The 17,982-nt window shown below is 59.4% G+C and carries 14 protein-coding genes; 7 read left to right on the top strand and 7 right to left on the bottom strand.

All coding sequences use genetic code 11. The features are described from left to right. Window positions 1-153 precede the first annotated feature (153 nt). Window positions 154-1,407 carry a resuscitation-promoting factor gene (locus B5F35_RS15380; RefSeq protein ID WP_087242473.1) on the bottom strand — a complete coding sequence of 418 codons (1,254 nt, stop codon included), beginning with the start codon at window positions 1,405-1,407 and terminating at the stop codon, window positions 154-156. Between the two features lie 658 nt (window positions 1,408-2,065). Here B5F35_RS15380 and B5F35_RS15375 point away from each other — a divergent pair. Continuing rightward, window positions 2,066-3,277, top strand: a complete 1,212-nt coding sequence (locus tag B5F35_RS15375) for an FprA family A-type flavoprotein (RefSeq protein ID WP_087242472.1) — start codon at window positions 2,066-2,068, stop codon at window positions 3,275-3,277. Between the two features lie 197 nt (window positions 3,278-3,474). Here the strand turns inward: B5F35_RS15375 and B5F35_RS15370 are convergent, their stop codons facing one another. From B5F35_RS15370 to B5F35_RS18795, 4 genes are all read right to left on the bottom strand, one after another. Continuing rightward, the gene (locus tag B5F35_RS15370; protein WP_242969556.1) at window positions 3,475-5,031 is read right to left on the bottom strand and encodes a sensor histidine kinase; all 1,557 of its coding nucleotides are present in this window, start codon (window positions 5,029-5,031) and stop codon (window positions 3,475-3,477) included. Then, on the bottom strand, window positions 5,021-5,692 hold the full coding sequence (locus B5F35_RS15365; RefSeq protein ID WP_087242470.1) for a response regulator transcription factor: 672 nt from the start codon (window positions 5,690-5,692) through the stop codon (window positions 5,021-5,023). The genes B5F35_RS15370 and B5F35_RS15365 overlap by 11 nt, the downstream gene beginning before the upstream one ends. Before the next feature lie 150 nt (window positions 5,693-5,842). Continuing rightward, window positions 5,843-7,348: a 4Fe-4S dicluster domain-containing protein gene (locus B5F35_RS15360; RefSeq protein ID WP_087242469.1), complete on the bottom strand. Its 1,506-nt coding sequence runs from the start codon at window positions 7,346-7,348 to the stop codon at window positions 5,843-5,845. Window positions 7,349-7,565: 217 nt separating this feature from the next. Next, on the bottom strand, window positions 7,566-7,718 hold the full coding sequence (locus tag B5F35_RS18795; protein WP_162611451.1) for a hypothetical protein: 153 nt from the start codon (window positions 7,716-7,718) through the stop codon (window positions 7,566-7,568). A 96-nt stretch (window positions 7,719-7,814) separates the two neighbouring features. Here B5F35_RS18795 and B5F35_RS19330 point away from each other — a divergent pair, with 96 nt between their 5' ends. After that, window positions 7,815-8,783, top strand: coding sequence for a GNAT family N-acetyltransferase (locus tag B5F35_RS19330; protein WP_242969555.1), 969 nt, complete (start codon window positions 7,815-7,817; stop codon window positions 8,781-8,783). Further along, window positions 8,780-10,180, top strand: coding sequence for an MATE family efflux transporter (locus B5F35_RS15350; RefSeq protein ID WP_087242468.1), 1,401 nt, complete (start codon window positions 8,780-8,782; stop codon window positions 10,178-10,180). Before B5F35_RS19330 ends, B5F35_RS15350 begins: the two co-directional genes overlap by 4 nt. Before the next feature lies 1 nt (window position 10,181). Here the strand turns inward: B5F35_RS15350 and B5F35_RS15345 are convergent, their stop codons facing one another. Continuing rightward, entirely contained in the window at window positions 10,182-10,970 is a 789-nt protein-coding gene (locus B5F35_RS15345) for an HAD-IIB family hydrolase (protein ID WP_087242467.1), read from the bottom strand. A 114-nt stretch (window positions 10,971-11,084) separates the two neighbouring features. Here B5F35_RS15345 and B5F35_RS15340 point away from each other — a divergent pair, with 114 nt between their 5' ends. Then, window positions 11,085-11,285: a hypothetical protein gene (locus B5F35_RS15340; RefSeq protein WP_087242466.1), complete on the top strand. Its 201-nt coding sequence runs from the start codon at window positions 11,085-11,087 to the stop codon at window positions 11,283-11,285. A gap of 58 nt (window positions 11,286-11,343) precedes the next feature. Here B5F35_RS15340 and B5F35_RS15335 read toward each other — a convergent pair whose 3' ends face one another. Then, window positions 11,344-13,848, bottom strand: coding sequence for a glycogen/starch/alpha-glucan phosphorylase (locus tag B5F35_RS15335; RefSeq protein ID WP_206424059.1), 2,505 nt, complete (start codon window positions 13,846-13,848; stop codon window positions 11,344-11,346). Window positions 13,849-14,276: 428 nt separating this feature from the next. Between B5F35_RS15335 and B5F35_RS15330 the strand changes: the two genes are divergently transcribed. Genes B5F35_RS15330 through B5F35_RS15320 form a run of 3 tightly spaced genes read left to right on the top strand, consistent with a single transcriptional unit; the run spans window position 14,277 to window position 17,734 of the window. Beyond that, entirely contained in the window at window positions 14,277-15,044 is a 768-nt protein-coding gene (locus tag B5F35_RS15330; RefSeq protein WP_087242465.1) for a heparan-alpha-glucosaminide N-acetyltransferase, read from the top strand. 18 nt (window positions 15,045-15,062) lie between these two features. Further along, a complete protein-coding gene (locus B5F35_RS15325; RefSeq protein ID WP_087242464.1) occupies window positions 15,063-15,578 on the top strand; it encodes a GNAT family N-acetyltransferase in 516 nt (171 codons plus the stop codon). Next, window positions 15,575-17,734, top strand: a complete 2,160-nt coding sequence (locus B5F35_RS15320) for a Tex family protein (RefSeq protein WP_087242463.1) — start codon at window positions 15,575-15,577, stop codon at window positions 17,732-17,734. Before B5F35_RS15325 ends, B5F35_RS15320 begins: the two co-directional genes overlap by 4 nt. Window positions 17,735-17,982 lie beyond the last annotated feature (248 nt).

Here is a 17,982-nt window from a genome sequence, read left to right as displayed (position 1 = left end):
CGCGAAAATACGCCTGACATTTCGCTCCTTTTTCCCTTTGGGTTCTTGTTTACAAACCAAAAAACTGCTCTGGCTTGATTGCCGGAGCAGGTTTTTCTACAAGCTGAGGGCTCCGCTTCCTGCGGAGCCCTTTTTTCTGTTCTATTGGGAAAATCACCCAAGAATATACACATTCATGTTGCGCACGCCAATCTGATAGCACTCGCCCAGCGTATCATAATACAGATCCGCGATGATGGTGTTGCGCATGCACGCTCCGCCTGTATCGGCAGCCACAGCGTAGCCGTAAACCACTTTTCCGTCCGGGGAGCAGATGAACAGCTTCGTGCCGTAAGGAATGATGTTCGGGTTGACCGCCACGCGGCCAAACGCCGCCGGAGCACCCGTGGCCGTGATGCCGCCGCCCGTGTAAGCGGAGCATTTGCCGGTGAGCAGCTTGGTGTAGTTCACCTGGTTGCCGTTCTGGTCATAAACGGTGCCGTCGCTCTCGATCGTCGCGTAGCCGTTCGGATCCTTTGTGCCCACGCGGCTGACCTGGTTGACAGCCTCCTTGAGCACGGTGGAGGAAAGCACGGTGCTCTCCGTCACCACGCCATCCACAATCTTGTTGCGGCGCGTTACCTCCTGCACACCGTCCTGCCCCTGCACGTCCACGCGGGTTACGCCGCGCGGCAGGGAGGAATCGTTCGTCACCGTCTCGGTGAAGGGAATCGCTTCCTCAGCGGTAACCTCTTCATACTTCACACGCTGAACGGTTACATCCGTATCGGCGGTGATCTTCGTGGTGAGCTCCGGCGTGACCACGTCATCCTTGCCAAGCTTGATCCCCTGCTCCGCGAGCAGAGCGGACACGGTGGTGTCCTCCACAAGCAGGTCCTTTGTCTCGCCGTCGGCGGTGAACTTCACGGCATGCTGCCGTGTCACCTCAATCACCATGTCCGCGGAAACCTGCTTCGTGGCGGGAGCCGTCAGCTTGTCGTTGGCATCCACGGTGACGCCGCACGCCTTGAGCGCGTCGGCAATCGTCTGGCCCTCATACACGACGGTGGACTTTGCCATCCCATCGGCCACAACCGTGACGGTGTGTGCGCTTGTCAGGTGGATGGAAAGCTCGCCTGTGGTGTTGTTGGCTGCGACGGAAATGCGATCCGCCTCATCCACCGCAAGGCCCATCGAGATGAGCTGCGCGCGGGTGTCCTGAATCGTCTCCAGAGAGCCGGTCAGGCTTCCCGTGTAGGTTTCCCCGTTGTAATACACCGTAACCTTGCGGGCAGCCGCCATGACGGTGGTGACGGAACTGACCGTGATGACAATCATCACCGCGAGTGCCGTCAGCTTTTTGACGGGGGTTTTTCCCCAGGCTCTGCCAAGTGTTCTTCGCAGAGCAGCTTTGTTCCAATTTCTCATTGCTTCACCTTTTTTGCCGCGCCGGTTAAAATTTGACGCCCGGAACCGAACGTCACCGCCGCCGCGCCCAATCGGGAGTTGCGCTGATGTGGCCTATTATATGCGACAACCCGCAGACTGTCAAAAATTCAACACCCCCGTTTTTTGACCATTATGACGAAATCTTCCTTTTCTATTTTTCTTTTAAGGAATAATCAAGCCAAATTCTCCGCGTTCCTGCGGAAAAAGAACGTCCGTTTTCTGTGCAGTTTGCAAGAAACTAAAGATTACACCGTTGTAACCTTCGTAACAAAGCGGTTTCAACTTCCTGTTTTTTCCAGTGTATAATCCCCGAAACCCGCATGAATCCTGGATTTTTTTAAAACCCCTGTATACAGGAAATCTGTCGAAAAGTTCTTGGATTTTCCTCCTGCACGCCCCCTTTTTCCCTTGAATTGTTACAAACGGAATCCGCCTTGTAAACTCTCGTGATAATCTATATATAATAAGGAAAAGGGAGCGGTCTTTTCCACGCCCGCGTCATGCGGATCACCTTTACATTTTAAAAGGAGTATGTTAAAATAATAACGCTTTTCAGGACAAGCCGGGGGACCTTCCCCGTTTCAGAAATGAGCAGGCACACCGCCTGCCGGAACATGCTAAGGAGGTTTTGCTTACCATGTACAATGTACGCAAGGTTACAGAGGATCTCTTCTGGGTTGGCGCGAACGATCACCGTCTCCACCTCTTTGAAAACATCCACCCTATTCCGCGTGGGGTCTCGTACAACGCTTATGTGCTGACGGATGAACAAACTGTCCTGTTCGATACGGTGGACTGGTCCGCCTGCCGCCAGCTGCTGGAAAATCTCGATCACGTCCTCGCGGGCCGTCCGCTCGACTATCTGGTGATCCACCACATGGAGCCGGATCACGGCGCTTCCATCCAGGAAATCCTGCTGCGCTATCCGCAGGTGAAGGTGATTTCCTCCGCGAAGGCCTTCACGATGATGAAGCAGTTCGGCTTCTCCACCGGCGACCATGAGTGCGTCGAGGTCAAGGAAGGCTCGACCCTGAGCTTCGGGAAGCATTCCCTCACCTTCCTCTCCGCCCCGATGGTGCACTGGCCGGAGGTTCTTGTTTCCCTCGACACCACAAACGGCGCGCTCTTCTCCGCGGACGCCTTCGGCTCCTTCGGCGCGCTGGACGGCGCCCTCTTTGCCGACGAGGTGAACTTTGACCGCGACTGGATCGACGATGCCCGCCGCTACTATACCAATATTGTGGGCAAGTACGGCCCGCAGGTGCAGGCCCTGCTGAAGAAGGCTTCCGGCCTGCTGGATCAGATCAAATTTATCTGCCCGCTGCATGGTCCCGTGTGGAGAGAGAATCTCTCCTATTTCGTGGAGAAGCACGACCTTTGGAGCCGCTATGAGCCCGAGGATCGCGGTGTGCTGATCGCCTACGCTTCCATGTACGGCAACACCGAGGAGGCGGCACAGGGCCTTGCCACCCGCCTGTATGAGCGCGGCGTGAAAAACGTTGTGGTGCACGACGTCTCCAACAGCCATGTTTCCTATCTCATTGCGGACGCGTTCCGCCTGAGCCACATCGTGCTGGCTTCCGTGACGTACAATCTCGGCATTTATCCGGTGATGCACAACTTTATCTCCGACATGAAGGCCCTGAACCTGCAAAACCGCACCGTAGGCCTGATCGAAAACGGCACCTGGGCGATCAAGTCCGGCGAGCTCATGCAGAAGGAGCTCGAGGGCATGAAGAACATGACCGTCCTGCCGGACAAGCTGACGCTCACTTCCTCGCTGCCCGCCGAGCGCGCCTGCGACCTTGACGCTTTCGCGGACGCTCTGGCTGCTTCTGTCAAGGGATAATAAGCGAGCGTGACCAGACGCCCGATGCGAACCGTTCGGAAAAAATCGCTCCGCTGTTTTTCCTGGCTTTTTGGTGCTTCGCGCGGCTTCTTAAAAGGGGGGCTCTGCCCCCTCAACCCCCGCCGCCTTTTGTAAAAGGCGGGCGAAAACTTCAAGCAAAAAACCGGCCCTCCTTCGCGGGAGGGCCGGTTTTTTGATCAGAGGAGCGGAAGTGTCAGCACAAACTCTGTGCCGCATCCAAGCGCCGGGTGCGCGGAGAGTGCGATCGTACCGCCGTGCAGCGCGACAATCCGCCGTGTGATGGACAATCCCAGCCCGCTGCCGCCGCTGCTGCGCGCGTCGCTGCCGACAACAAAGGGCTCAAAAATGGTCTGCATCTGCTTGGGCGGGATCCCGCTGCCGTTGTCCGCCACAGTGACGACAGCCGTTTTGCCGCCGCCGCGCAGGCTGACGGCCAGAAGCGTTCCCAGACGGTTGTGGCGCAGGGAGTTGGAGAGAAGGTTATCGAGCACACGGGTGAACTGGAACGGATCGAGCGCGCAGAACAGCGGCGTTTCCGGGATGGACACCTCCAGCGTAAAGCCCGCCAGATCAATCTCCCCGTATTTTCCGGCCAGATAGACGCGCAGGAATTCGCACAGATCGGTGCGCTCCGTGTGCAGTACAAACGCCGGATGCTCCACCTTCGCGTATTCATGGAAGGCGTTGACCAGCCCGGTGAGCGCCTGTGTGCGGCTGCGGATGGCTTCCAGGCAGCGCGGCTGATCCTCGGGCGGGATTTTTCCGGCGGCGAGCGCGTCCGCATAGCCCGCGATCACCGTGACGGGCGTTTTGATGTCGTGAGAGATATCGGCAATCATGCGCTGGCGGTCGCGGTCAAGCCGTTCCCGTTCCCGCTCGCTCTCCGCAAGCCGGTCGGAGAGCATGTCGAAGGTTTCTCCGATGCGCCTCAGCTCGCGCACATCCGTGCAGTTCCCCACGCGCACGGATCGTCCCTCCACCTGCGCCAGCATCGCGTCGTGCAATCGATCCAGCGGAAGGCGGATCGCGCGGCGGATCCGCCCGGCGAAGAACGCCCCCGCCAGCACGGAGACAGGCAGGAGCAGCAGCCACACGCGCCATGAAGCCTGATAAGCCTGATAGGTGGTCTGTTCATCCGGAAAGGCGGTGCTCATGAGAAGGACGCGCGCCTCCCCATCCGTATTTTTAAAGGAGAATTGGGAGAGAGAAGCGCGCGCGGGCCACATCCCGGCCAGGATGGCGTATTCGCGCCGGGTATATTGTTCCCGCCCGTCCCCCAGGCCGCCGGAAACCACGCGCAGGCTGCTGTCCAGCTCCATCTCTTCGCTGCCGCCATCCTCCGTGTAGCGGGTGACACGGTACCGCGCCGGGCCGTCCCCGCCCTGGATGGGGTAAGCTTCCACATAGGAGCCGGAGCTGTAGTCGCTGACGCAGGAAAGCTCCCCCTGTGTCAGCGAGCCGAGGGCTTCCTCCGAACTCCAGATGCTTTCGCCATCCGGCGTGAGCACGGCGAAACCGTCCTCATTGCCGAGATAGGCGCGCAGAGCATTATAGTTCCCCTGCTTTAGCCGGCTGTCCGCAAGCAGCTGTTCCCAGTCCGTGATGCTGTAGATCCGGTCAATGCAGGAGCTCCACAGCCAATACACGCCCCCCGCCGCGACGGCCAGCGTCAGGGCGAACAGCAGGAAGCTTTTCCCCAGCAGAGCGGACAGCCCGCGCTCCCTACGCTTCAATTTTATATCCCAGCCCGCGGATCGTGATGATATGGCGCGGGTTCCTGGGATCCTCCTCCAGCTTCTCCCGGAGCTTGGAGATATGTACCATCATCGTGTTGTCGCTGCTCTCAAAGTATTCCCCGGAAACGCCTTCATAAAGCTGTGCCTTTGTGAAGATGCGCCCGGGCGATCGCATGAGCAGGGCGAGGATTTTATACTCCGTCGGTGTGAGAGGGATCGGCTCGCCGCCCCGGCGCAGCTCACAGCGCGCGACATCAAGCGTCAGATCGCCCACCGTGAGCAGATCCCCGCCGCGCCCCGCCCGGCGCAGCTGCGCTTTGACGCGGGCAACCACCTCCATCGGGTTGAAGGGCTTGGCGATATAGTCGTCCGCACCGAGGTTCAGGCCGAGGATTTTGTCGTTGTCTGTGCTTCTGGCCGAGAGAATCAGGATCGGAATCGCACTCACGCGCCGCAGTGCCTTCGTCAGCTCCAGACCATTCATGCGCGGCATCATCACATCCAGGATCGCCAAATCCGGCGCGGTGCTGTTTGCCTTTCGCATGGCCTCCTCGCCGTCGCGCGCTTCGACCACCGAAAAGCCCTCGCTTTCCAGATACAGCCGCAGCAGATCGCGGATGTCCGCATCATCCTCCGCAATCAGGATGGTTTCCTTCATCGCACGCCCTCCTTTCAAGGGTCCCGTTCGCACCGCTTTGCCGCGGCGCCCTCTTCTTGCAGTCTACTATGCCCGCCCGTCCTTTGTCAACCGGGCCAAACAAAAAAGCGCCGCTCCCCGGCAGGGAAGCGGCGCGGTACATCTTCGGGATTACTCAAGGAAGCTGAGGTTGATTTCGTACGGCGTATCGGCGGAGTTCTGAAGCTCGGCCTCGCTCTTGTACTTGTTGACGGTGGCGGTGGACTTGTTGACCGGCTGGAGCGTACCCATACCCGCGACGCAGCCGCCCGGGCAGGCCATGCCCTCAAGCAGGTAGCCGTCGTATTTGCCCGCCTTCGCCGCCATGAGCAGCTTGCGGCAGTCGCGCAGGCCCTGCACAGCCACGGTCTTGACCTCGCGATCCGGATCCAGCTTCTTGATCACGTCCGTGACCGCCTGTGCCACGCCGCCGGAAACGGCGAAGCCACGGCCGCCCGCGGTGCCCTCGTTGAGCGGATGATCGGCCTCCAGCTTCGAGAGGTCGATGCTCTTGGCCGCGAACATGCCCATGACCTCCTCAAAGGTGAGCACAAAGTCAACGTTGCTGCGGATCGTGCGGCGGCTGGCCTCCAGCTTTTTCGCGGAGCACGGACCGATGAAGGCGATCTTGCAGTCCTTGTCCTTCTGCTTGATCAGGCGGGCCGTCAGCACCATCGGCGTCAGGGCCATGGAGATGTACGGCGCGAGATCGGGGAACAGCTTCTTCGCCATGACAGACCAGGACGGGCAGCAGGAGGTCGCCATGAAGGGCTGCTCCTCCGGCACGGCACGCATGAAGTCCTTGGCCTCCTCAACGGCGCACAGGTCGGCGCCCACGGCAACCTCCTTGACATCCGCGAAGCCCAGCTGGCGCAGAGCGGACCACAGCTTCTCCGGGCTGACGTTCGGGCCGAACTGGCCGACAAACGCCGGGGCGACAATCGCGACAACGCGATGGCCGTCCTTCATCGCGTGGATGAGCTGGAAGATCTGGCCCTTGTCGGAGATCGCGCCGAACGGGCAGTTCACAATGCACATGCCGCAGGAAACGCACTTGTCGTAATCAATTTCCGCGCGGCCCATGCTGTCGCTGCCGATGGCGTCCATGCCGCACGCGACGGCGCAGGGACGATCCAGCTTGAGGATCGCGCCGTAGGGGCAGATGTCCTTGCAGCGGCCGCACTTGATGCACTTGTCCTGATCGATATGAGACTTGCCGTGACGGATGGTGATCGCCTTCTTCGGGCAGACCTCCGAGCACGGATGCGCCAGGCAGCCCTGGCAGCCCTCGGAAACCTTATACTGCTTCGTGGGGCAGGCGTTGCAGGCAAACTTGATGATGTTCACCAGCGGCGGATCGTAATACTTTTCGCTGATGGCGCTCTCGTCCACGCCCTGGGACAGCTCCGAATGCTCCGAAATCGGGCGCAGCGGCAGGCCCATGGCCAGACGCAGGCGCTCGCCCACGATCGCTCTCTCCAGGAAAATCGACTCGCGATAGCGAGCCTCCTCGCCGGGCACAATCTTATACGGAAGCTGCTCAATCCGGCTGTAATCCCCTCCCTCATAGGCCAGCCGCGCCACCTCGGTGAACACCTTGCGGCGAATGTCGGTCACGGAAGTGTAGATTCCTCTCATGGTACGGTTTGCTCCTTCCCGGGCGTCTGCCCATTGCGTACATCTCTGATCGTTTTTTCTCCCTCCGCCGGCAGGGGATTGGTTCACAGTCCTGCCGGATACGGAGACTTTTCTATTGATAATTATTTAACGAAAATGCCTTTTTGTCAAGAAGGAAAGCGCCCTTCCGCACTTTTTCAGAAGAAGTGACAGAATAGCTTTCCCCGTTTTTACAAAATTACCCGCTTTGCCGGTCGTTTCTTTTTTCTTCGCCTGTCCACCCCTTGCTCACGCCAAAAAAGCAAAGCGCAATTTTGTTAAAAGAATAACAAAATTCGCCCATATTCCCTTTTTTCTTCCATCCGGACAGATATTCCGCCTGTTTTTTCATCTTGCTCTGCGTCTATTGCGTGCGCACGCAAATTATTGTATACTAATAAAAAGCCGCGCGCGTGCGCGGAAATGGTCGGAGAGGATGGAAACAAAGATGATTTTGGAAACCCAGCGCCTGATCCTGCGGGAACTGACGGCGGAGGATCTGCCCGCCGTGCGGGACACGCTGCAAAACAGCGAAGTGGAGCGCGTCTATGAGCACGCGTTCACGGACGAAGAAGCGCGGGACTGGCTGGAGCGCCAGCAGCGCCGGTATGAAAGATACGGCTTTGGCCTGTGGGCCATTGTTCCGCGGGACAGCGAGGAAGCCGCCGGCATGGCGGGCCTGACGCTGCAAAACTGCGAGGGGCGCGATGTGCTCGAGATTGGCTATCTTCTGCGCCCGTCCTTCCGCGGGCACGGCTACGCGCACGAAGCCGCGGCGGGATGCCTGCGGTATGCTTTTGATCAGATGGGGGCGCCGCGCGTCCACTGCATCGTGAAGCAGGATAATTTTCCCTCCCGGAAGGTGGCCGAAAGCCTGGGAATGACAGTGGAGCGGGAATTCCTCTCCGGCTGGGGCGGGATGCGGAAGCCCCATCTGCTCTACACAGTGGAGAGCGGTGGTCCGGAGTTTTTCCCGCTGGTGAAATGGCTGAGCGTGGGGGACCGGCATATCCGCGCCCTGCTCGACCGCGAGCTTGCCCCGCTGGGGCTCAACAGCAGCCAGCATATGTATATTCTCCGCGTGTGCGCCAACCCAGGCGTGACGCAGGATCGCTTTCTGACCTTCTTCTATCTGCATCCCAGCAATGTAACGCGGGCGATCGCGGCGCTGGAAAAGGCGGGCTTCCTGCGGCGGGAGGAAAACGAAACAGACAAGCGAACCTGCCGCCTGTATCCCACACGGCGCGCCATCGAAGCCGCGGGCCAGATCCGCGAAATGACGGCGTGCTGGCAGGAAGCGATTTTGCAGCCTGTTCCCCCGGAGGAGAGGGAGCGTTTTCTGTGGTATCTGGGCGAAACAGCCCGGCGCGCGGCCGCCTTGTGCGGCGGTCGGCAAGGAAAGGAGACGGAAGAATGAGTCAAACAATCGCAAAGGAAGAAGGGAGAAACCCGCTGGGATATGAGAAAATCCCGGTGCTGCTCCAGCGGTACGCCATCCCGAGCATCATCGCCATGGTGGTCAGCTCCCTTTATAACATCGTCGATCAGATTTTCATCGGCCAGGGCGTCGGCTATCTCGGCAATGCCGCAACCAACGTGGCCTATCCGCTGACGACGATCTGCTTATCCATCGCCCTGCTGATCGGCATCGGCGGCGCGTCGCGGTTCTCGCTCTCACTCGGAGCCGGGGACGAACAGGCGGCGGAGCGCGCGGCGGGAACGGCGGTCACGATGCTGGCCGCGGGCGGCGTGCTGTACGCCATTCTGATCGAGGTTTTTCTCACACCGCTCATGGTAGCCTTCGGCGCAACCGGCGAGGTGCTGCCGTATGCGGAAAGCTACACGCGGATCACAGCGATCGGCATGCCCTTCCTGATCCTCACAAACGGCATGAGCAATCTGGCCCGCGCGGACGGCAGCCCGCGCTTTTCCATGGGCTGCATGCTGCTCGGCGCGGTAATCAACACCATCCTGGATCCGCTCTTTATCTTCGCTTTCCAATGGGGGATCGCCGGCGCGGCCTGGGCCACGGTGATCGGCCAGATCGCCTCGTGCGCCATGGCCTGCTCATATCTGCCGCGCTTTCAGCATATCCGGCTCACACGGAAAAACTTCCGCATCCCGCCCCGGGAGGCGCTGCGGATCGCTTCGCTCGGCATGAGCAACAGCCTCAACCAGCTTGCCATGACCTTCGTGCAGATCGTTTTGAACAACTCGCTGACGTACTACGGCGCTATGAGCATCTACGGCAGCGATATCCCCCTGGCCAGCTGCGGCATTGTCATCAAGACAAACGCGCTTCTGGTTGGCGTCATTGTGGGGATCTCGCAGGGAAGCCAGCCGATCATCGGCTTCAACTACGGCGCAAAGCAGCTCCCGCGCGTCTGGGCGACCTACCGCCTTGCGATCACCTGCAACCTGATCATTTCGATTGCGGCGTTTCTCCTGTTCCAATTCTGCCCGCAGCAGATCATTTCCCTATTCGGCACCGGATCGCCGGAATATTTTGAATTCGCTGTGCGCTTTCTGCGGATCTATCTGTTTATGGTACCTGTCAACGGCGTGCAGATCCTGTCCTCAAACTTTTTCACCGCGATCGGCAAAGCGCCGCGAGGCGTGTTCCTCTCGCTGACGCGTCAGGTCCTGTTCCTCACGCCGCTCATTCTGATTCTTCCCTTGTTCCTTGGACTGGACGGCATCCTCTACGCCGCGCCCATCGCGGACGGCGCGGCCTTCCTCGTCACCAGCCTGTTTATGCTCACCTTTTACCGCAAGACGATGGGCGGGAAGAAGGCCGCGGCCGCGCAGAACTGATTCAGCCTTCCCGGATGCGCAGGAAAGCGTCAATCGCCGCCGCGAAGCCCTGTCCGCCCTCCAGCGGAGCGACATAGGCGGGAAGATGGTTCATATGACCGGCAAAGGGGACAACGTTCGCCACGCCGCAGGTGACAGGAAAATGAGCAAACATGGGCTCATCGTTCGGAGAGTCTCCGAAAAACAGCACGCTGTGCAGGAAATCCGTGTCTCCCAACACCTCGCGCAGGAACAGCTCTGTCATGGAGAGCTTGTCATAATCGCCGAACCAGGCGTTGACGTGGATGGAGCTGACCTTCGCGTGTGCTCCCATCGACTCACAAACTGTGCGGATGCGCTCCGCGTCATCGAGGGAGAGGATCGGCGGCTCCTCGGCGAAGTCAACCGCCAGATCATACACGCGCGAAAATTGATCCTTTGCGACACGGCAGCCGGGAACAGCGGCAAGGCAGGCCTGCTTCACGGCTTCCAGCTTGTCATGCACGTCCGGCGAAGCCACGCTTGGATGGGTGAACACCTGCAAATGATCGGATTCGTCCAGATAATACACCACGGCTCCGTTCTCCCCCACGACAGCCTTTACCGGCCATTCACGGGCGATCAGATCGCACCACCCGCAGGAACGTCCTGTCACCGGGATCACCGAAAAGCCCTCGTCGTGCAGTTTCCACAGCGCACTGTACGCTTCGGCAGGCAGCTTGCCCTTTGTGGTGAGTGTATCGTCAATATCCGTGAGGATATAGCGGATTCTCCGCGCCTCGTCCTTTGTCATTTCCGCGATGGGTTTCATCCCTTCCGCGCCCCTTTCTGTCTGCAATCTTTCTGTGTGCATTATAGAATAAAAAACATTTCACTGTCAATCTCTTTCGAAACAGTTTCGAAATTTACGAAAAGAGGCGATTTCATGCCCAGCAATAAGAGAGTGTTCGCCTTGCGTTTATCGGATGAGGTGTTTGATGAAATCGGAATTCTTGCCACTCGGGAGCATCGTTCCATGACGAACTATATTGAGTATGTGCTGTTGCAGCATCTGGAACAGATGGAGCAAACCTGCGGCCCTATAAAACCTGACGAGAACAAGGAAGCGCAAGAAACATCGTCCTAAAAAACGGAGCCCACAGGAGAATTTCTCCTGTGGGCTCCCATTTTCTGTTTCTTTTTTCTTACTTGCGCTTGCCGGGAACGGGCTTCTTCGCGGAAGCCGGCGCGGCGGCAAGTGTCTGCGCCGGAGCCGGAACCGGCTTCACAGCGGCTTTTTTCGCCATCGGCAGCGGGTTTGCGTTCCAGATGTTGTTTGCATACTCGCGGATGGCGCGGTCGGCGGCAAAGCGTCCGGCCTGCGCAATGTTCACAAGGCACATCTTCTGCCATGCGGTCTTGTCGAGATACAGCTCCTGCGCCTTCTTCTGCGCCTTGCAGTAGGAGTCGAAGTCCGCGAGAACCATATAGGGATCCTGCGTGGAGAGGGAACGAACGATGTCATGGAAGTCCACACCGCCGAGTCCGCGGCCCAGCTCGCGCAGGGCATGGCGGATATCCGCGTTGTTCTCCGCGATCACCTCGGGATGGTAGCCCTTCTGCTTGAGATCGTTGACCTGCGGGGTCGTCATGCCGAACAGGATGATGTTCTCATCGCCCACAGCCTCGTGAATCTCCACGTTCGCACCGTCGAGCGTACCGAGCGTGACAGCACCGTTGATCATGAACTTCATGTTGGAGGTACCGCTGGCCTCGGTGCCCGCGAGGGAGATCTGCTCGGAGATATCGGCGGCGGGGATCATCAGCTCCGCAAGAGACACACGGTAATCCTCCACATAAACGACCTTCAGCTTGTCGTTCACGCGCGGATCGTTGTTGATGATTTCGCTCAGCTTCACGATGAAACGGATCATCTGCTTGGCAAAGTAATAGCCCGCGGCGGCCTTTGCGCCGAAAATATAGGTGTGGGGCGTGTAATCGGCGTTCGGGTTGTCGCGCAGCCACATATATTCGCTCAGGATGTGCAGAGCGTTCAGGTGCTGGCGCTTGTACTCGTGCATGCGCTTCACCTGCACGTCAAAGATCGAGTTGGGGTCAATGACGATGTTGTTGGCCTGCTTGATATAGGCCGCGAGACGCTCCTTATTGCCGTGCTTGATAGCGGCGAGCTGCTCAAGCACCTTTTTGTCATCCTTGAACGCCATGAACTTCTCCAGCTCGGAAGCGTCCAGAATATAGCCAGAACCAATTTTTTCGGTCAGCAGGGCAGCCAGCTCGGGATTGCTCTGGTTAAGCCAGCGGCGGTGGGCGATACCGTTGGTCACATTCTGGAATTTCTGCGGCATCACGGTGTAGAAGTCGTGGAACACCGTCTCCTTGAGGATGTCGCTGTGCAGGGCAGACACGCCGTTGACGCTGTGGGAACCGGCCACGGCAAGGTTTGCCATCTTCACATAGCCGTCATTGAGCGGAGCCATGCGGCCGACCTGATAGCCGTCGACACCCATTTCGTGCATGCTCGCGCAGAAACGGCGGTTGATTTCCTCCACAATCTGATAGATACGCGGCAGGCGCAGGCGGAACATATCCTGTCCCCAGCACTCCAGCGCCTCGCTCATGACGGTGTGGTTCGTGTACGCCACGGTGCGCGTCACGATATCCCACGCCGCTTCCCAGGTGTAGCCGCACTCGTCGAGCATGATGCGCATCAGCTCGGGGATCGCGAGAACGGGGTGCGTATCGTTGAGGTGGATGGCAGCCACGTCCGGCAGGTTGTCGAGCGTGCTGTACTTGAACAGATGGCGGCGCACGATGTCCTGAATCGTGGCGGACACCAGGAAATACTGCTGCGTCAGACGCAGGCTCTTGCCCTCGACATGGTTATCCTCCGGATAGAGCACCTTCGTGATGACCTCGGCCATGGCGTTCTGCTCCATGGCACGCATATAGTTGCCGGAGTTGAACATCTTCATGTCGAACTCGGGCGAACGGGCGGCCCAGATGCGCAGCTTGGCCACACAGCGCCCGTCGTAGCCGGACACATACATGTCATACGGAATCGCGAGAACGTTCGTATAATCCTTATGGTTTACAATGTGGTACTGGTTGTTCCAGCCCTCTTCAATGTGGCCGTCGAAATGAACCTCGATAGCCTTCTCCGGTACCTCCTGGAGCCAAACCTTGCCGCCGGGCAGCCAGAAGTCGGGCAGCTCCGTCTGCCAGCCGTCCACCAGCTTCTGGCGGAAGATGCCGTATTCATAGCGCAGGGAGTAGCCGATCGCCGGATAGCCCTGTGTGGCCAGACCGTCGAGGAAGCACGCGGCCAGGCGGCCCAGGCCGCCGTTGCCGAGGCCCGCATCCGGCTCCTCCTCATAGAGATCATCCAGCTTGATGCCCATCTGCGAGAGAGCCTCGCGGAAGTTGGCCTCCAGCCCGAGGTTGAACAGGTTATTCTTGAGCGAACGGCCCATCAGGAACTCCATGCAGAGATAATAAATCTGCTTGGTGTGGGTTTTTTCCGCATCCACCTTCGTCTCCGCGCGGCCCTTGCAGAGCAGATCGGAGATGATCAGCGCGACAGCCTTGTAATAGTGTTCGTCGGTCGCATTCTCCGGGCTGACCCCGAAGTTATGCTGCAGGCGGCTTTCAATTTCCTCCTTGATCTTGCCGACAGACATTGCGTAATTCATAGCTCACAGCCTCCATCGAGAGTCTCCCGCCGGGCTCCGGGAAAGGAGCGGCAAGCGGGCGGCTTTCTTTTTCGTAAATTCAATTTGTGTAATGTGTCTATTATATAACAGAAAACAGCTAAATTCAATACTGTAAGAAAAGGATTCGCAAAAGCGGCGAATTCTCCATTTTGCAAAGATGTCATCAGTATTTTCGTCGATCCTGCACAAAGTCTGATTTTCAATTCCTTATGGGGAAAAATCCGTCTATTTTTGTGCATATTATACAGTTTCGACTGAAAAGCTCTTTCTTTGCACATGAGACAGATTATCCAAAGGGAGACCGCTTGAACCTCCGGGGGAAAACGTGGTACAATAGCCGCAGAGCGTTTGGGCGCGGGCCGCTCAGCGGAAATTACGCAACCGCAGGGACGGCGGAAGGAGGAGCTATGCAGACCAAAAAACGAATTTTTCTGATGGACGAGCTGCGCGGCTTTGCCGTGTTCTGTATGGTCTTTTACCACGGCTTTTACACCATGGCCTATCTGCTTGGGCTGCCGTGGGGGGAATGGCTGTACCGCTTTTTCATGCCCGCTGAACCGTGGTTTGCCGGGCTGTTTATTTTCATTGCGGGAATTTCGTCGAACCTGACCCACTCCAACCTCGTTCGCGGAGCCAAGCTGTTCGGCGTGGCGCTGCTCGTCACGATTGCCACCGCCGTTGCTGTGCCGCAGGAGCTAATCGTATTCGGCATCCTGCATTTTCTGAGCATCTGCATGATGGCCTTCGGACTTTTGCAGCGCCTGCGTTCTTCTCACGGCGATCCTCCGCCGTTCCATCTCTGGCCCGTCATCCTCTGCGCTGTGCTGCTTGTGCTGACGTGGCGCGTCCCCTCGGGGTATCTGCAAATCCCGTTCCTTCTGCGGCTCTCCCTGCCGCAAGCGTGGTATCAGCCCTGGCTCGCGCCGCTCGGCCTGCCGGGGGCGGGCTTTTCCTCCGCCGACTATTTCCCGCTGATTCCCTGGTGCTTTGTCTTTGCCGCCGGGACAGTCGTGGGGCGGCTGGCGCGGGACGGAAAATTCCCCGCCTGGACATACCCCTCGCGCGTACCGTTCTTTTCATTTCTCGGCCGCCACGCCCTTCTGATTTATATTGTTCATCAGCCTGTGATCTACGGCGCCGGGCTTTTGGTGCAGTGGATCGGCTCCCAGCTTTGAAGAAAGGTTCTGATTTCCATGAAAAAATGTCTGGTCCGCGTCCGGGAAGGGGACGCCGCCGCCCTCGCCGCACTCGGTAAGGAGATTTGGGAGGAGCATTACACCTCCATTCTCGGCCCTGATCAGGTCGAATACATGGTGCGGGAATTCCAGTCCGAGCCCGCCGTCCTGCGTCAGATGCGCGAGGAGGACTATACCTATTGGTTCTTCACCGTCAACGGTGTGCGTGCCGGATATCTCGGCGTGCAGCCCAAGGAGGACGGCACACTGTATCTCAGCAAGCTTTACATTGCGAAGCGCTTTCGCGGGCTGGGGCTTTCCCGTCTTGCCCTGCACTTTCTCTTCGGCTGGTGCGCCGCCAGGGACCTGCGCACCATCTGGCTCACCGTCAACCGCCACAACAGCGGATCCATCGCGGCCTATGAAGCACTCGGCATGAAGCGCGTGCGCGAGCAGGCGGCCGACATTGGCGGCGGCTTTGTGATGGATGATTTTGTGTACTCCATCGATGTACCGGAAGGAGAGGACTTATGAATTTCGCACAGGAGCTTGCCAATCAGTTTTCCCTTCAGCTCTGGCAGACGGAAAAGGTCATTGAGCTGATCGACGAGGGGAACACCATTCCCTTTATCGCACGTTACCGCAAGGAGGCGCACGGCAGCCTGGATGACCAGACGCTGCGCGGGATGGCTGAACGTCTCGAATACCTGCGCGGGCTGGAAAAGCGGCGCGAGGAGGTACGCGGCCTGATCGACGCTGCCGGAGCGCTCACGCCGGAGGTGGCCGCCTCCCTCGACGCTGCTTCCACCCTTGCGGAGCTGGACGACATATACCGCCCGTTCCGTCCGAAACGCCGCACCCGTGCCTCGATGGCGAAGGAAAAAGGGCTTGAACCGCTGGCCCTCCTGCTCCTGGAGCAGAAGCCGCAGGTGGATCCCCTCGCAGAAGCTGCCGCGTACATCGACGCGGAAAAGGGCGTGGAGTCGGCGGAGGATGCGCTGGCCGGGGCGCGCGATATCATCGCGGAAAGCGTCTCCGATGATCCTTCCCTGCGCAAGCGCCTGCGTGTGGTGGCAATGGCACAGTCGGATCTCGTCTCCAAGGCCGCGAAACCGGATGAGGATTCCGTCTATGCCCAATATTACGACTTCCGCCAGCCGGTGCGGCAGGCGGCGGGGCACCGTATCCTCGCCGTGGATCGCGGCGAGCGCGAGGGCTTTTTGAAGGTGAGCATCGAGCTGGATCGCGCCCGTGCGCTTTCCATCGTGGAATCCGTCTGCGTGCACGGCACGTCCCCCTCCTCGCAGGAGGTGCGCACGGCGGCGGAGGACGCTTACGACCGTCTGATCTTCCCCTCCCTTGAGCGCGAAATCCGCGCCGCCCTCACCGAAAAGGCCGACGAGGACGCGATCAAGGTGTTCCGCGTGAACCTGCGCCAGCTTCTCATGCAGCCGCCCGTCCGGGGCAAGGTGGCGATCGGTCTGGATCCCGGCTACCGCACCGGCTGCAAGGTCGCCGTCGTCGACGCGACGGGCCGTGTGCTCGACACGGGCGTGATCTATCCAACACACTCCCAAACCAAAAAAGACGAAGCCGCCCGCACCCTGCGCGGCCTGATTGAAAAACACGGCGCGCAGGTGATTGCCATCGGCAACGGCACAGCTTCCCGCGAAACGGAGCTGTTCACGGCGGATGTGCTCTCCTCTCTGCGCGCGGACGGCAAGCCCGCCCCCTCCTATATGGTCGTCAGCGAAGCGGGAGCCTCCGTCTACAGCGCCAGCAAGCTGGCCGCGCAGGAATTCCCCGATTTCGACGTAACCCTGCGTAGCGCCGTTTCGATTGCGCGCCGTTTGCAGGATCCGCTCGCGGAATTGGTCAAGATTGATCCCAAAGCTATCGGCGTGGGCCAGTATCAGCACGACATGCCCCCGAAGCAGCTCGGCGAAGCGCTCGGCGGCGTGGTCGAGGACTGCGTGAACACCGTCGGCGTGGATCTGAACACCGCTTCGCCCAGCCTGCTGGAAAAGGTGTCCGGCGTATCGGCGGCTGTCTCCAAAAATATTGTAGCGTACCGCGAGGAGCACGGAGCCTTCACCAGCCGCGCGGAACTCAAAAAGGTGCCGAAGCTCGGGCCGCGCGCGTTCGAGCAATGTGCGGGCTTCCTGCGTGTACCGGAGAGCCGCAGCGTGCTGGACAACACCGCCGTGCACCCGGAAAGCTACGGCGCGGCAGAAAAGCTGCTCTCCCTGTGCGGACGCGATCTTAACGACGTAAAATCCGGCTCGCTCGGCGATCTGACCGCCGACGTGGAGCGCATCGGCTTCGCGAAGGCGGCGGAGCAGGTGGGCGTGGGCGAACCGACGCTGCGCGACATTGTGGCCGAGCTCCTGCGCCCGGGCCGTGACCCCCGCGACGAGCTGCCCCCGCCGCTCCTGCGCACGGACGTGCTCTCCATGGAGGATCTCAAGCCCGGCATGGAACTGACCGGCACGGTACGCAACGTCATTGATTTCGGCGCGTTCGTTGATATCGGCGTTCATCAGGATGGTCTGGTGCACATCTCGCAGATCTGCAAAAAGTTCATCAAGCATCCCGGCGAGGTGCTCAAGGTCGGCGACATCGTCACCACCCGCGTCCTCTCCGTCGACCTCAAAAAGAAACGCATCTCCCTCACCATGCTCCCAGGCTGAGCCTTGACGCACGTCGCGCAAGCGGCGGGCTTGCCCGCCGCCCGGCTTCATAAGCACATCGACCCCCTTGCGATCTCACGTCGCAAGGGGGTCTTGCTTTGCGGCCCGCGGCCCATCCACGGAGCGGCACGGAAGGTTTGCTGCAATTTTCAGCTGGGGTGCTGATTGACGCGCACAGCTTCCCGCAAGCCCGTACCCCAACCCACGGAATCTCCCCAAATTATTCCCCACGCTAATTTGGGGAGATT

Source organism: Anaeromassilibacillus sp. An200 (assembly GCF_002160025.1).
GTDB lineage: Bacteria > Bacillota > Clostridia > Oscillospirales > Acutalibacteraceae > Caccousia > Caccousia stercoris.
Note: the sequence above shows the minus strand (reverse complement) of the source record. Positions and strands in the feature narration are given on the sequence as shown.

Bases quoted from the DNA above. Each gene is read 5' to 3' on its own strand.
- B5F35_RS15380 (WP_087242473.1), bottom strand. From the start codon at position 1,407: ATGAGAAATTGGAACAAAGCTGCTCTGCGAAGAACACTTGGCAGAGCC.
- B5F35_RS15375 (WP_087242472.1), top strand. From the start codon at position 2,066: ATGTACAATGTACGCAAGGTTACAGAGGATCTCTTCTGGGTTGGCGCG.
- B5F35_RS15365 (WP_087242470.1), bottom strand. From the start codon at position 5,692: ATGAAGGAAACCATCCTGATTGCGGAGGATGATGCGGACATCCGCGAT.
- B5F35_RS15360 (WP_087242469.1), bottom strand. From the start codon at position 7,348: ATGAGAGGAATCTACACTTCCGTGACCGACATTCGCCGCAAGGTGTTC.
- B5F35_RS18795 (WP_162611451.1), bottom strand. From the start codon at position 7,718: ATGAAAAAACAGGCGGAATATCTGTCCGGATGGAAGAAAAAAGGGAAT.
- B5F35_RS19330 (WP_242969555.1), top strand. From the start codon at position 7,815: ATGATTTTGGAAACCCAGCGCCTGATCCTGCGGGAACTGACGGCGGAG.
- B5F35_RS15350 (WP_087242468.1), top strand. From the start codon at position 8,780: ATGAGTCAAACAATCGCAAAGGAAGAAGGGAGAAACCCGCTGGGATAT.
- B5F35_RS15345 (WP_087242467.1), bottom strand. From the start codon at position 10,970: ATGAAACCCATCGCGGAAATGACAAAGGACGAGGCGCGGAGAATCCGC.
- B5F35_RS15340 (WP_087242466.1), top strand. From the start codon at position 11,085: ATGCCCAGCAATAAGAGAGTGTTCGCCTTGCGTTTATCGGATGAGGTG.
- B5F35_RS15335 (WP_206424059.1), bottom strand. From the start codon at position 13,848: ATGAATTACGCAATGTCTGTCGGCAAGATCAAGGAGGAAATTGAAAGC.
- B5F35_RS15330 (WP_087242465.1), top strand. From the start codon at position 14,277: ATGCAGACCAAAAAACGAATTTTTCTGATGGACGAGCTGCGCGGCTTT.
- B5F35_RS15325 (WP_087242464.1), top strand. From the start codon at position 15,063: ATGAAAAAATGTCTGGTCCGCGTCCGGGAAGGGGACGCCGCCGCCCTC.
- B5F35_RS15320 (WP_087242463.1), top strand. From the start codon at position 15,575: ATGAATTTCGCACAGGAGCTTGCCAATCAGTTTTCCCTTCAGCTCTGG.